This is a genomic window from Streptomyces sp. NPDC033131 (assembly GCF_055578365.1).
Window position 1 is genome coordinate 298,715 of record NZ_JBVIPA010000001.1, and the last position, 13,582, is coordinate 312,296.

General features: G+C 68.3%; 12 protein-coding genes and 2 pseudogenes. 4 read left to right on the forward strand and 10 right to left on the reverse strand.

Translation table 11 applies throughout. From position 1 onward, the window contains the following. Positions 1-21 precede the first annotated feature (21 nt). The 6 genes and pseudogenes from ACZ5XS_RS01300 to ACZ5XS_RS01325 form a co-directional block, all read right to left on the reverse strand. Positions 22-591 (reverse strand): hypothetical protein, encoded by a 570-nt coding sequence (locus ACZ5XS_RS01300; RefSeq protein WP_468647153.1) that lies wholly within the window; start codon positions 589-591, stop codon positions 22-24. Positions 592-595: 4 nt separating this feature from the next. Next, positions 596-1,144 carry an RNA polymerase sigma factor gene (locus ACZ5XS_RS01305; RefSeq protein ID WP_468647154.1) on the reverse strand — a complete coding sequence of 183 codons (549 nt, stop codon included), beginning with the start codon at positions 1,142-1,144 and terminating at the stop codon, positions 596-598. Positions 1,145-1,293: 149 nt separating this feature from the next. Further along, positions 1,294-2,373, reverse strand: a complete 1,080-nt coding sequence (locus ACZ5XS_RS01310; protein ID WP_468647155.1) for a toll/interleukin-1 receptor domain-containing protein — start codon at positions 2,371-2,373, stop codon at positions 1,294-1,296. Between the two features lie 565 nt (positions 2,374-2,938). Continuing rightward, positions 2,939-3,604 (reverse strand): peptide-methionine (S)-S-oxide reductase MsrA, encoded by a 666-nt coding sequence (msrA, locus tag ACZ5XS_RS01315; RefSeq protein WP_468647505.1) that lies wholly within the window; start codon positions 3,602-3,604, stop codon positions 2,939-2,941. A gap of 93 nt (positions 3,605-3,697) precedes the next feature. Next, positions 3,698-4,822 (reverse strand): annotated as a pseudogene (locus ACZ5XS_RS01320) (hypothetical protein); the annotation flags it as partial. A gap of 96 nt (positions 4,823-4,918) precedes the next feature. Next, positions 4,919-6,037: a hypothetical protein gene (locus ACZ5XS_RS01325; RefSeq protein WP_468647156.1), complete on the reverse strand. Its 1,119-nt coding sequence runs from the start codon at positions 6,035-6,037 to the stop codon at positions 4,919-4,921. An 86-nt stretch (positions 6,038-6,123) separates the two neighbouring features. Here ACZ5XS_RS01325 and ACZ5XS_RS01330 point away from each other — a divergent pair, with 86 nt between their 5' ends. Continuing rightward, on the forward strand, positions 6,124-7,278 hold the full coding sequence (locus ACZ5XS_RS01330; RefSeq protein ID WP_468647157.1) for a cystathionine gamma-synthase: 1,155 nt from the start codon (positions 6,124-6,126) through the stop codon (positions 7,276-7,278). A gap of 286 nt (positions 7,279-7,564) precedes the next feature. Here ACZ5XS_RS01330 and ACZ5XS_RS01335 read toward each other — a convergent pair whose 3' ends face one another. The 3 genes from ACZ5XS_RS01335 to ACZ5XS_RS01345 form a co-directional block, all read right to left on the reverse strand. After that, positions 7,565-7,813, reverse strand: coding sequence for a hypothetical protein (locus ACZ5XS_RS01335; protein WP_468647158.1), 249 nt, complete (start codon positions 7,811-7,813; stop codon positions 7,565-7,567). A gap of 25 nt (positions 7,814-7,838) precedes the next feature. After that, entirely contained in the window at positions 7,839-8,342 is a 504-nt protein-coding gene (locus ACZ5XS_RS01340) for a sigma factor-like helix-turn-helix DNA-binding protein (protein ID WP_468647159.1), read from the reverse strand. A 195-nt stretch (positions 8,343-8,537) separates the two neighbouring features. Next, positions 8,538-9,044: a MarR family winged helix-turn-helix transcriptional regulator gene (locus tag ACZ5XS_RS01345; protein ID WP_468647506.1), complete on the reverse strand. Its 507-nt coding sequence runs from the start codon at positions 9,042-9,044 to the stop codon at positions 8,538-8,540. Positions 9,045-9,206: 162 nt separating this feature from the next. On the opposite strand from ACZ5XS_RS01345, the gene ilvA reads away from it, so the two are divergent. The 3 genes from ilvA to ACZ5XS_RS01360 all read left to right on the forward strand — a co-directional run bounded on the left by ilvA (position 9,207) and on the right by ACZ5XS_RS01360 (position 12,419). Continuing rightward, on the forward strand, positions 9,207-10,436 hold the full coding sequence (gene ilvA / locus ACZ5XS_RS01350) for a threonine ammonia-lyase (RefSeq protein ID WP_468647160.1): 1,230 nt from the start codon (positions 9,207-9,209) through the stop codon (positions 10,434-10,436). A gap of 127 nt (positions 10,437-10,563) precedes the next feature. Then, positions 10,564-11,616: an ATP-binding cassette domain-containing protein gene (locus ACZ5XS_RS01355; protein ID WP_468647161.1), complete on the forward strand. Its 1,053-nt coding sequence runs from the start codon at positions 10,564-10,566 to the stop codon at positions 11,614-11,616. Then, positions 11,613-12,419, forward strand: a complete 807-nt coding sequence (locus ACZ5XS_RS01360) for an ABC transporter permease (protein ID WP_468647162.1) — start codon at positions 11,613-11,615, stop codon at positions 12,417-12,419. Before ACZ5XS_RS01355 ends, ACZ5XS_RS01360 begins: the two co-directional genes overlap by 4 nt. 177 nt (positions 12,420-12,596) lie before the next feature. On the opposite strand, the pseudogene ACZ5XS_RS01365 reads toward ACZ5XS_RS01360, so the two are convergent. After that, positions 12,597-13,552 (reverse strand): annotated as a pseudogene (locus tag ACZ5XS_RS01365) (IS701 family transposase); the annotation flags it as partial. Positions 13,553-13,582 lie beyond the last annotated feature (30 nt).

The window sequence follows — 13,582 nt, forward strand, 5'->3', positions numbered from 1 at the left end:
AATGTAACGCATCAGCAGGGCTCACACTCCCTTGGGGCGAAGGAATCCAAAGAGACTTCGAGATTTAGGCTGTGCGGTGCTGTTGCTTGCAATCATGAGCCCGAGTGCCGATGCCCCTTCCTTGGATGCACGGTAGAATTTCATCCGGGGTTCACCCTCGGGAGTTTCTGTGTCCCAGCGTTCATGCAGCCATCCTGCCTCAACGAATTGGCGTACGATGGGATAGAGGACGGGTTGTACAGATTTCGTAGCCTCGCACAAGTCCAGTTCGCTGAACCAGCGATCCGGTTGCTTGCGAAAGACCAGACCGACCTTGATTGCTTTCCGCCCTCCCGGAAGCCCGCCTTCGGGCGTTGCGGCAGCCAATCTGCGAGCCCTTGCTTCTGCCGAGCGGCGTGCCTTTCCCTGCACGGAAGTCTTCATATTTACCAGCGCAGCCAGCTCTGAAATCCGGTGCTGTTCTGACTCGCTGCCTTCGAACAGGGATAGGACATCGGCGGCGCGTATCGATGCCGCATATTCTTCTTCGGGCGTAGGCTGACCCGCCTCGTACAGGAAAAAGCGTTGAGAAATGTCGTCGTCGTCGCTCATTGAGCTAGCCCCGCTCTCTCTCTCGCAGGGCTCCTGAAACGCGCAACAGGCCTTTGAACATTATGTCACCATGGTATTCTTGTGCTTTGACGGTGCCTTCCGGTACCTGTAGGATGTCGGCGGTCTGTGCCACATTGAAATTCTCCACTCGGCGGAGCCAGAGAACCACGCGCAGTGGTAGCTCGGTTTTGGCAAGGGCCGACCAGACGGCCGTTTTCATTGCCGAGATCTCAGTGATGCTGTCGCTCGAATCTGCGAAACCTGGGGATGTCGAATCAGGTTCTGTGGGGATCTCGCTTTCCAATATCAAGATTCGGCAGCAATTAGCTTTCTGCTCGCGGCACAGGGTCGTAGCAACGGTGTATAGGGATTCGAGTGGTGAAGCACCGTCTTGCTCGTATTGGCTCCAACTGTGTACGACAATTAGAATTGCATCGGCTGCGTTCTTCTCAAGTAGCTCGGGGTTGCATCCTCGCACCGCAAGATATTTGCGTAAGCGACCGTAATGGTGCTTTAGGAGGGCTCGTGCGTCTTCGGGTATCTGCTGGGTCAAGGGCGCCTTCCCTTCCCGTTAGTCCTCTTGGTCGGCACCGTCATGAGCAGCGAGCAGACGGTGCCCACAAAGGCTGAGACCGCCGGCACCGCTGCGGCTCTGATCGGGGCGATGGCGACCTCGCCCCTTCAGTGCTGGGAAAGGCTGGGTCAGGGGCGCTTCTTCATGAGGGCGTCAATTAGACGTTTCATGGCAATGTCGAATCTGTCGGAATCGCTGATCGTTCCTCGGAAGTCACCCACGATTCTGCGCCCGATTCTTTCGGCGAGAATCGGCTCCTTTTTCTTCCAGTCCGAGAATACATAGTCGTCCAACGTGATGGGGAGGAGGTACGTGGCCCCTCCATCACGAGTTTCACGACCCAGTGTCTCCTGAATCTCGTGGAGGACGCCTGGACGATTGAGAGAGTCTGCGGAGCAGATGAGGATGATGCGATCGTGCTCCTGAAGCTTGTTGAACAACTCTGTGTCGATTCTCTCCCCGAGTGTGGCGTTTTCGGGAAAGAAGAAGGTCACGACACCATGCGACCTGAGAGCGTTGTAGAGTTTGCTTGCAAAAGGCTCATCCGGCCCACCGTAGCTGATGAAAGTGCTTTGCATCAGGGTCCTTAAGTCCGAAACGTTGATGGCGTGAGCGCAGTCGATCATGAAAGTGGCAAAAATATCGGGAACTCCGCAGTCGGTCATGAATGTCCGCAGCCGGGGGTGTGGATAGGTTGCCATCACCGTGCGTGAGTCGACTGGAGAGGGGGATTCGTGCCGGATTCCTCTGGCTTCGCAGAATGACTGGGCGTCGATGGAGTTGATGCCGGTGCCGCTCAGAAGTACACCGTCAAGGCGCGTCCCCGACAAATCAGCGTTGTCGAGTCGTGCCATTCCTAGATTCGCTTTCCTGAGATCGGCTTCAATGCACTTGGTACCGTTCAGGAAGGCTTTAGTCAGGTCCGACGAGCGAAAATCAGTGGCAGAAACATCTGCGCTGCTCAGGTCGGCACCTGAAAGGGCAGCACCTGTAAAACTGGCCTCCACCAGGTCGGCTCCTTTGAGTTGTGCATTGAGGAGCAGAGCCCCCTGGAACTTTGCCCGACGCAGGGAAGCGTACTCAAAGCAGATGCCAGGAAGGGAGACTTCAGAAAATTCAGCGTCGTCGAGTTGGGCATAATAAAATTCGCGCCGGCCAGCCTTGTAGTCGGCGACAACTTCCTGTGACGTCATGGCGACTCGCTTCACGCAGCTCCTTGCGCATGCGGGGGAGGACGGTTGCGCGGTGTGGCCCTGATCCTTCCCTCAGTTGAGCCGCCGCATGTCCCCAACCCCGAACCAGACCTAGGCTGCGTATGCGCGTAACCAGGGGGGCATGTACCTGTTCAGAGATACATAGCCCGTACGGGGAGGCTTCCGATGCCATGACTGTGCATGCCAAAGCTGAGCGTCTCATCGGACCACGGAGCTCGTAGGAAGGCGGAGTGCCGGTTGACGGTCGGCAACAGCGGCGATTGATGTCCGTCGGGAAGATGACGCCGCACTCGGCGAGCGAGGTCCGCGCGGACCTCGCTGTATCCAAGAGTTGGGAAGTGCCTCGATCAGCAGCGTTCTCCGCGTGTTGGCGGGCGGCGAAGTCACCCACCTCCGTGAGAGGAACCCTGTCCTGCAGAGGTTCAGCGCCCAGCAGGGCAGCTGGAGCTGGGGCAGTAGTAGTGCCGACGGCACACCTCAGTGCTGTGTGCCGTCAGCAGAGCCGTAACCGCTCCTCACGCATTCAGCGTGCGTATGGGCCGAAGCCCCACCGGTGACGTCAGCCCTCGGCCTTGGCCACGCCGATCGGGCAGGACACACCGGTCCCGCCGATCCCGCAGTACCCCGCCGGGTTCTTGTCCAGGTACTGCTGGTGATATCCCTCCGCCACGTAGAACGTGCGGCCCTCGACGGGGAGGATCTCCGTGGTGATCGTGCCGTGGCCCGAGCCCGTCAGGACCTTCTGGTACGTCTCGCGCGAGGCCTCGGCGACGGCCGCCTGCTCCGGGGTGTGGGTGTAGATCGCGGAGCGGTACTGGGTGCCGACGTCGTTGCCCTGGCGGAAGCCCTGGGTGGGGTTGTGGGACTCCCAGAAGGTCTTCAGGAGCTGCTCGTATGAGATCAGCTCGGGGTCGTAGACCACGCGGACCGCCTCTGTGTGGCCGGTGAGGCCCGAGCAGACCTCCTCGTAGGTCGGGTGCTCGGTGTGGCCGCCCTGGTAGCCGACGAGGGTGGTCCAGACGCCTGCCGGGAGCTGCCAGAACTTGCGCTCGGCGCCCCAGAAGCAGCCCAGGCCGAAGTCGGCGATGCCGTAGCCCTCGGGGTAGGGGCCGAGCAGCGGGGTGCCGAGGACGGTGTGGCGGTCGGGGACCGAGAACGTCGGCTCCGAGCGGCCCTGGAGCGCCTGCTCGGGGGTGGGCAGGACGGGCGTACGGCCGAACAGCATGGCGCGGGCTCCTTCATGCATCGGTTTGCGGGGCGGCACCCGTAACAACGTTTGCGTGCCGCCCCGAATTCCGGCCGGACACCGGCAGCCCGGTGAGCCCTGCGCCGCCCCGCCCGCATTCGCCAGGCTCGCGTCGCGCAGGCGGCAGAACTCGCTCGCCGGGTCGCCTCGGTAACGCCACGGGAGGGCGTCGACGTACCCGTCGACCTGGCGGAACTGTTCCACGGCCGCCTCGTCCCGGTCCTGCAGACAGAGGTAGAACGCCAGCAGGCGGCGGACCTCCGGCAGGCGGGGGTGGGCCGGATCGGCCGCCGCCACGTCGGCGAGCGCCGCGTCGACCAGGGCTCGCATCCCGGGGGTGCGGTCGGCGTCCGCCGAGCCGGAATCGTCGTGCTCGAAGTACGCGATCAGGGGGAACACCGTCATCAGGCTGCCCAAGGGGGCTTTCGCGGCGGCGCTCGCCGCGAACTCGCGGGCCAGCGGCTCGGAGCCGCGCCACTTGGCGCACCAGTACTGCAGGGCGAAGTAGTGGGCCTCGAAGTGGTGCGGGGCGCGGTCCGTGGGCTCCTTCCACAGGCGGTCCATCTCGGCGTGCGGGTAGCCGAGGCCCAGCGCGGTCGGGATCTCGCCGATGTACGGGGTGGGGTCGCCCTCGACGGCCAGGGTGGCCGCGCGGGCGTGCTCCTCGCGGGACCGGGCCATGACGCGGTGGAAGCCCTCGAACTGCTCGGCGGTGGTGTGCTTGGCCCGCTTCGCGCCCCGGATCTTCCCGGCCAGGGTCACCGTGCTGCGGGCCTGCACCAGTGCGGCGCCGGGGTCGTCGGGGCGGGCGGCCTCCCAGGCCAGCAGCCACGCGTCGTCCTCCGCGGCGAGGGAGGCGAGCCGTCCGCTGTGGAAGGAGCGGTGTTCCCAGTCCCGCGCGTCGGCCGACGCGTCGAGCAGGGCCGCGGCCGGCTGCCAGTCGCCGGCCTTGGCCGCGTCGAGCGCCGCGACGAGCGCGGTCGGCAGCGGTGCCGCGGACTTGGTGTCCTGCCGCTCGGGGGGCAGCAGACCGAGGGCGGCGGCCGTGGCGGGCAGTTCGTACTCCTCGTCGCCGTTCCCTTCCCCGCGCCAGCCTTCGACGGCTCCCTGGACGATCGCCTTGAGGAAGTACAGCCCGAGAGCGAGCAGGGGGAGTCCGATGAGGGCCAGGACGACCCAGAGAACGGAGTGAGGCAAGACGCGCCCGGGTGGAGGCGAGGCAGGAGAGCCGCGCCCGGCCCTGTGGAGGCGAGACCGGGCCCGCCCGGGTCCCGGTTCACGCCACGTACGTCGTCAGTTCGACAGGGTCGCCGGGCTGCCGCCGTTCGCCTCGTAGCCCGCGACCGCCAGGGCGCGGTAGACCGCGAACTCCCCGGCCGGGTCGGGGGACAGCGTCCAGGGGAGGGCGCCGACGTGGCCGTCGACGTGGACGAGCTGGCTCATCGCCTCCGCCCAGCGCTCGGCACGGACCAGGAAGAAGATCAGCAGGTGGCGGACGTGCGCCAGCATCGGGTCGTCGGCGCGGGCCGAGTGGACCGCGTACAGCGCGCCGTGCATCGCCTTCGTCACGGTCTCGCTCTGGTAGAAGCCGCTGACCAGGTTCACCTCGGGCAGGTGCTCGAAGACCGCGAAAAGGGGCATGGCCGCCAGGAGGGAACCCCGGGGAGCTCTCGCCGCCGCCGCCTCCGCGAAGCCGTACGCCTGCTCGCGTGAGCCGTGCCACTTCTCGCACCAGTAGTGCAGGGCGGCCAGATGCGCCCCCATGTGGTTCGGGGCCCGGTCCAGGATCTTCAGCCAGAGCTGCTCGAACTCCGGCTGGGAATACCCCAGTCCGCGCGCCACCGACAGCTCGACGATGTACGGGACCGGGTCGCCGGGAGCCAGCAGAGCCGCGTCGCCGACCGCCGACCTCGCCTCCTCCATGATGATCCGGAACTCGTCCGTGCCCGGCGTCGACGTCCGCCACGCCTGCTGGACCAGGAACTCCGCGTGCACCGCCGCGCCGCCCGCGTCCTTCGGCGCCTCGGCCCGCCACACCCGCAGCCACTGCCCGCCCGGCGCCTCGCTCACCCCGCCGGGCCGCTGCCGCAGCTCCAGCGAGGCGGCGCCCGCGAAGGCCTGGACGCGCTGCCACCGCAGCTCGCCCGCGGCCTCCGTACCGGCGAGGAGCTGGGCCGCCGCCCGGTGATCCTGCGTGCGCTGCACCACGTCCAGGACATCCACCAGATCCTGGTCGGGGCCGGGCATCCGGACGTCCAGCTCCTCCTGCAGGGCGAAGCCGTAGTTCGCCGGGTCCGCGGCGTCCGGGTGGCCGGGCGAAACCTGCTCGATCATGCCGCGCCTGCGCCGCATGACGGGGAGCAGCACGAAGCCAAGCATGACCAGCGCCATCAGGACCCAGAGAATTTCCATGTCTCAAGGGTTCCAGACGCCTCGGACAATTGGCCAACCCGGTCGGCGCCTGTGGAAAACTCCCGAGCGCACTACGCTCGGTGTCCATGAACGACAGGCACATCAGTCAGCACTTCGAGACCCTCGCGATCCACGCGGGCAACACCGCGGATCCCCTCACCGGCGCGGTCGTCCCGCCGATCTACCAGGTCTCGACCTACAAGCAGGACGGCGTCGGCGGCCTGCGCGGCGGCTACGAGTACAGCCGCAGCGCCAACCCGACCAGGACGGCCCTGGAGGAGAACCTCGCGGCCCTGGAGGGCGGCCGCCGCGGCCTCGCGTTCGCGTCCGGACTGGCGGCCGAGGACTGCCTGTTGCGTACGCTGCTCAGCCCCGGCGACCACGTGGTCATCCCCAACGACGCCTACGGCGGCACGTTCCGCCTGTTCGCGAAGGTCGTCTCCCGGTGGGGCGTGGAGTGGTCGGTCGCCGACACCAGCGACCCGTCCGCCGTACGGGCCGCCATCACCCCGAAGACCAAGGCGGTGTGGGTGGAGACCCCCTCCAACCCGCTCCTCGGCATCACCGACATCGCCGCCGTCGCCCAGATCGCCCGGGACGCGGGCGCGCGGCTCGTCGTCGACAACACCTTCGCCACGCCGTACCTGCAGCAGCCGCTGTCCCTCGGAGCGGACATCGTGGTGCACTCGCTGACCAAGTACATGGGCGGCCACTCGGACGTCGTCGGCGGCGCCCTGATCGTCGGCGACCCGGAGCTGGGCGAGGAGCTCGCCTACCACCAGAACGCGATGGGCGCGGTCGCCGGCCCCTTCGACTCCTGGCTGGTGCTGCGCGGCACCAAGACGCTGTCGGTGCGCATGGACCGGCACAGCGAGAACGCCACCAAGGTGGCCGACATGCTCACCCGGCACGCGCGCGTGACGAACGTCCTGTACCCGGGGCTGCCCGAGCACCCCGGCCACGAGGTCGCCGCCAAGCAGATGCGGGCGTTCGGCGGCATGATCTCCTTCCAGGTCGCGGGCGGCGAGGAGGCGGCCGTCGAGGTCTGCAACCGCGCCAAGGTGTTCACCCTCGGCGAGTCCCTGGGCGGCGTCGAGTCGCTCATCGAGCACCCCGGACGCATGACGCACGCGTCCACGGCCGGCTCGGCCCTTGAGGTGCCCGCCGACCTCGTACGCCTGTCCGTGGGCATCGAGAACGCCGACGACCTCCTGGAGGACCTGCAGCAGGCCCTCGGCTAGGACCTGTCCGGCCGGTCATGCCCCAGACGCGGGGTGTGGCACGCGCATCTGCCGCGTTGTCGTCGGTTGCCGACTCCCCCACTCCCGACTTCGCTCGAGCGGGGGCACCCCCATCGCGTCGACGCCCTCCTCCGCCTTGCAACTGCACGCACCACACCCCGCTCACCGGCACGATGTCGCACCGTCGCTTTCCTGCGACTTGATCGGCCGGACAGGTCATAGGCATCCGGCCCCTGGCGGCCGGCGGCGGCGCTCACCGGCCGCTCGCCCCGAGTCCCCGCCCAGGTCACCAGTCCGTGACCGGTGGAGTCGTGTCCGACGGCGGCTCCACCCACGGCTGGGCCGTCAGCGCCCACACCACGAAGGCGACGGCCGCGGCGAGGAGCAGCAGCCACAGCAGGCGCCGGGCCGCCCTCCTGCGGCGCAGCATGCGGGCGCCACGCCGCACGACCTCGCCGTACAGCTCCTGGGGCACGGACGGCACGGACCGCTCCATCATCCGCCGTACGGCGGCCTCCCGCTCGGGCCGGTTCACACGCGCCTCCGGCCACCGGGCCGCCTCATGACGGCGCCACCCTCGGCCCGCCCACCGACGGCGCCGGGCCCCGCGGCGGATGCAGCATGGTCGCCGTGGCCCGGTCGCAGAGGGTGCGGACGCGTTCCACGGGGACGCCCAGAAGCGCCGCCGCCTGTTCCTCGGCGACGCCCTCGTACAACCTGAGGACGAGGATCAGGCGTTCCTGCGGAGCGAGCCGGGCCAGAGCGCCGGCCGGGTCGCGGCGGGCCGGGACGAGGCCGCCGTAGTGGTGCCACGCCCCCCGCGCGAAGCGGGTGGCCAGGTACTGGCGGGCCCGGTCGTACGGGTCCTCGCCGCGCAGCCGGTCCCAGCACGCGTACGTGTGCGCCAGAGCCAGCGTCAGCAGGCGCCGCGCACGCGGGTTGTCGTGCGGGTCCTCCGCGGTGAGGAGCGTGGCGGCGTGCAGCAGCCGCCCGGCCGCGCCCGCGACGAACGCCTCGAACTCGCGTGCCCGGCGGGCCCCCTGGGCCGCCTGCCGTTGCCGCACCGCACCTCCCGCCTGAGGGCGATCCTGAGAGAACGGGTCCGGCCCCGTACGGCATGCGCATCGGTGTACGACGGGGACCCGGTCTCATATGAGGCCAGACGCGGCCCGTTGGTCAAGAGCCGCGCAGAGCCGAGAACTCCGCGGTCAAGAGCCGCGCAGCCGCGAACTCCGCGCCGGTGCGCGGGGAGCCGGCCGTCAGGAGGCGGACGGCGCGTCGGCCCCCGGTACGTCGTGTGCCGCCATCCGGGCGGAGAGGGCGGTGTTGAAGCGCGTGAGGAGCGTGCAGAACGCCTCGCGCTCCTCCGGCGCCCAGTCGTGCGTCAGCTCGGCCATCAACTGACGCCGCGACGAGCGCACTTCCTCGAGGCGGGACAGCCCGCGCGGGGACAGCTGGAGCACCACCGCCCGCCCGTCCTCGGGGTGCGAGGTCCGCTTGACGAGCCCGGTGTCGACGAGCGGAGCGACCTGACGGGTGACCGTCGACGAGTCGATCCCCATGCTCGCGGCGAGCGCCTTGACGCCCATCGGGCCTTCCTTGTCGAGCCGGTTCAGCAGCAGGTACGCGGCGCGGTCCATGGAGTTGCGCACCTGCCCCACCCCGCCGAGCCGGGTCTGTTCGGCACGTCGGGCGAACACCGCCACCTCGTGCTGCAGCGTGTCGAGGAGACCGCTGTCACCGACGGTCGTCATGTCCATCGACATTTCAGGTGTTGTGGGCATGGCCGGAGGCTCACTTCGTGAAGGGGTGCTGGATTGGGGGACAGGGTACGCGGCCCGGAGGCGGGCCGTACCAGGGCTGTGCAAACCGGTCTCGGAGGTTGGTCACGCAGGGGGCCCGCGCGCGTGAACTGGGAGACTTGAGTCATGAACTACCGCGAGGTCCCTTCCGTGCCGCCGGTGACGCTCGACGACGTGCGTGGTGCCCAGAAGATGCTCTCGGGCGTGGCGAGGACGACCGCGATGGAGGGCAGCCGGCATCTGACCCGGCTGGTCGGCGCGCCGGTCCACTTCAAGTGCGAGAACCTCCAGCGGACGGGCTCCTTCAAGCTGCGCGGCGCGTACGTCCGTATCGCCGGGCTGCTGCCCGAGGAGCGGGCCGCGGGGGTCGTCGCGGCCAGCGCGGGCAACCACGCGCAGGGCGTGGCCCTGGCGTCGTCGCTGCTCGGCGTGCGCTCCACGGTGTACATGCCGAAGGGCGCCCCGCTGCCGAAGATCAGCGCCACCCGGCACTACGGCGCCGAGGTGCGCCTGCACGGGCAGGTGGTCGACGAGACGCTGGCCGCCGCGCAGGAGTACGCGGAGGCGACCGGCGCGGTGTTCATCCACCCGTTCGACCACCCTGACATCATCGCAGGCCAGGGCACGGTCGGCCTGGAGATCCTGGAGCAGTGCCCCGAGGTGCGCACGATCGTCGTCGGCATCGGCGGCGGCGGGCTGGCGGCCGGCATCGCGGTCGCGGTGAAGGCGCTCAGGCCGGACGTGAGGATCGTAGGCGTCCAGGCGGCGGGCGCGGCCGCGTACCCGCCCTCGCTGGCGGCCGGGCGACCCGTGGTGATCGAGAACCCGGCGACCATGGCCGACGGCATCAAGGTCGGACGGCCCGGCGACGTGCCGTTCGGGATCATCGGCGAGCTGGTCGACGAGGTGCGCACGGTGACGGAGGACGAGCTGTCCACCGGGTTGCTGCTGTGCCTGGAGCGGGCCAAGCTGGTCGTCGAGCCGGCCGGGGCGAGCCCGGTCGCCGCCCTGCTGAGCGACCCCGGCTCCTTCGAGGGGCCGGTCGTGGCGGTGCTGTCCGGCGGGAACGTCGATCCGCTGCTGATGCAGCGCGTGCTGACCCACGGACTGGCCGCACAGGGCCGCTACCTGGCCGTGCGCCTCCGGCTGACGGACCGGCCCGGCGCTCTCGCGACGCTTCTCGGGGTGTTGTCAGTGGTGGACGCTAACGTCCTCGACGTGGGCCACGTACGGACCGATCCACGGCTCGGGCTCACGGAGGCGGAGGTGGAGCTGCACCTGGAGACGAAGGGACCGGCGCACTGCGCCGAGGTCGGCCAGGCCCTGCGCGACGCGGGCTACACGGTCATCGGCTGAGGTCAGGCGCCTCTTTGTCACCCGATCGGGTAAGTCCATTGAGAGACGCGATACATCGCGTTACGGTGTGTCGTGTGCCACCCGTAACCAGACTCTCAGAAGATCCCCCAACGACGTGGAGACTTTTATGCCAGGCGCCATCTATGCCGAAGGCCTGGTCAAGACCTTCGGTGACGTAAGGGCTCTGGACGGCGTCGATCTCGATGTCCCCGAGGGCACCGTGCTGGGCCTGCTCGGGCCGAACGGCGCGGGCAAGACGACCACCGTCCGCTGCCTGACGACGCTGCTGCGCCCCGACAGCGGCAGGGCGGTCGTCGCCGGCCTCGACGTGCTGAAGCAGCCCAACGAGGTGCGGCGCTCGATCGGCCTGTCCGGCCAGTTCGCCGCGGTCGACGAATACCTGACCGGCCGCGAGAACATCGAGATGGTCGGCCAGCTCTACCAGATGAAGGCCAAGGCCGCGAAGGCCCGGGCCGCGGAGCTGCTGGAGCAGTTCAACCTGGCGGACGCGGCCGACCGCCCCGCGAAGACCTACTCCGGCGGCATGCGCCGCCGCCTCGACCTGGCCGCGGCGCTCGTCGTGTCCCCGCCCGTGATGTTCATGGACGAGCCGACGACCGGCCTCGACCCGCGCAACCGCCAGCAGCTGTGGGAGGTCATCAAACAACTGGTCTCCGGCGGCACGACCCTGCTGCTGACCACCCAGTACCTGGAAGAGGCCGACCACCTCGCCCACGACATCGCCGTGGTCGACCACGGCCGTGTCATCGCCCGCGGCACCTCCGACCAGCTCAAGGCCCGCACCGGCGGCGAGCGCGTCGAGGTCGTGGTGCACGAGCGGGAGCACATCCCGACCGCCCGCGAGGTGCTGGGCGGCTTCGGCAAGGGCGACACCACCCTGGAGGAGCACACCCGCAAGCTCACCGTGCCCGTCACCGGCGGCGCGAAGCTCCTCGCCGAGGTCATCCGTGAACTGGACGCCCGCGGCATCGAGATAGACGACATCGGCCTGCGCCGCCCGACCCTGGACGACGTCTTCCTCTCCCTGACCGGCCACGTGGCCGAGACCAAGGACGAGGAGAACGGCACGGGCACCAAGACCGCCGCAGATGCCGAAGACGCCAAGGACGCCAAAGACCGTCGGCACAAGAAGAGCGCAGGGAAGGAGCAGGCGAAGTGAGTGCAGTGAGCGACTCCATCGTCATCGCCCGCCGGAATCTGATTCGCATGAGCCGAATTCCCGAAATGATTATTTTTGGGCTCATTCAGCCGGTGATGTTCGTCGTCCTGTTCACGTACGTCTTCGGCGGCTCGATGAGCATCGGCGGCTCCACCGACCCGGACGTCTACAAGAACTTCCTGATGGCGGGGATCTTCGCGCAGACCGTCACCTTCGCCACGGCCGGAGCCGGCGCGGGCATTGCCGATGATATGCACAAGGGTCTCATCGACCGCTTTCGTTCCCTGCCCATGGCCCGCGGGGCGGTCCTCACTGGCCGCACCATTGCCGACCTGGTGCAGACGTCGCTGACCCTGGTCGTCCTGGCCGGCGTGGCTCTCCTGGTGGGATGGCGTCCCGGCTACGCGGAGCCCACCAACTTCGGCAAGATCATGGGCGCCTTCGGCCTGCTGCTGCTCCTTGGCTACGCGTTCACCTGGATCGGCGCCCTGATCGGCCTGAGTGTGCGCACCCCGGAGGCGGCCACCTCTGGCGGCCTGATCTGGCTCTTCCCGGTGACCTTCATTTCCAACGCGTTCGTGGACTCTTCACAGATGGCGTCCTGGCTGCAACCGATCGCCGAGTGGAACCCGTTCAGCGCCACCGTCCAGGCGTGCCGCACGCTCTTCGGTGACCCGGGCGTCTCGCCGTCCGACGCGTGGCCGATGGCCCACCCCGTCTGGGCCTCGCTCATCTACTCGATCCTGATCGTCGCGATCTTCCGCACGCTCGCGGTCCGGAAGTACCGTCGGGCAGCCGGTTGATGGCTCATTTCCCCAAGTCTTGTGACTCAGTCTCGACAATGGGAAGCGACGTTTGATGAACGGTGCTGAGGTCGCTCGTGCTAGTACTGCAGTCGTGCTTCTCCATTTGGCCTGGTCAAGAGGCTCTTGAGGAGTCTATCGAGCTGACTTGCCGTCAGGGTGGCGGTGGTTCGTGACTCACCCGTTCGGGGTTGGTGCGTCGTTGGTAATGGCAGTGGCGGGCGACGGCCTGGTGGCGGCGGCGCCAGTAGGACCAGCGGAGCCGACGGGTGGGCGGCTGGTGCCGGACTGCGGGAGGATGGGCAAGGTCCAAGAGCCGTCGGATTTCTGCCACGGTGAGGGGAACGACGCTGCTCGAACCGTTTCTGCGCCCCCCTTTCGAGTGCGTGGGCGGTCATCACCGAGAGAAAGGCGTGCGCGAGCATGGCCAGGGTGATGTGGCGGTACCAGCCGACGTAACGGCGGACTTCGTACTGGTCCAGGCCGCACTCGTTCTTCGCGGCCTGGAAGCACTCCTCGATGGCCCACCGGGTGCCGGCCACCCTCGCCAGCTCGGTGACGGTGGCCTGCGTCGGGGCGAAGGCGAGGTAGTAGGCGATCTCCTCGGGACGCGCCAGGCTGCGGCGGGCCAGCACCCAGCGGTAGTGGGTGGGAGCCGTGCCGTCGATGGTGGGCAGCTTGGCGGCTGCCCAGTCGTAGACCCTCGGCCCCTTCGCGCCGTCCCCGCAGGAGATCCGCTCCCAGGCATCGACCGGAGCGCCGGTCAGGACGTGGTCGATGCGCCAGCTCCCCACGGGGGATTTGACCTGCTGCGACTTGGGCACCGCCAGGACGTAACCGACACCGGCCTCCTCCAGCATCCGCCGGAAGTGCCACTCCTGCCCGTAGGCCGCATCGGCGGTGACCCAGGCGATCGGCAGCACGGAGTCCAGCGCCCGCCGGACCATGGCGCGTGCAAGCTCCGGCTTGGTCGCGAAGGACCTGTCCTCCGGGATTCGGGCGGCACGACAGCGTTCCGGATCTTCGGTCCAGGACCTGGGCAGATACAGTTCGCGGCCCACCAGAGCCCGGCCCTTGGCGGAGGCGTAGGCAGCGAAGACCCCGATCTGGCAATTCTCCGTCCGTCCGCGAGTCTGCTCGTGGACCTCGGCTACTCGCGGGAT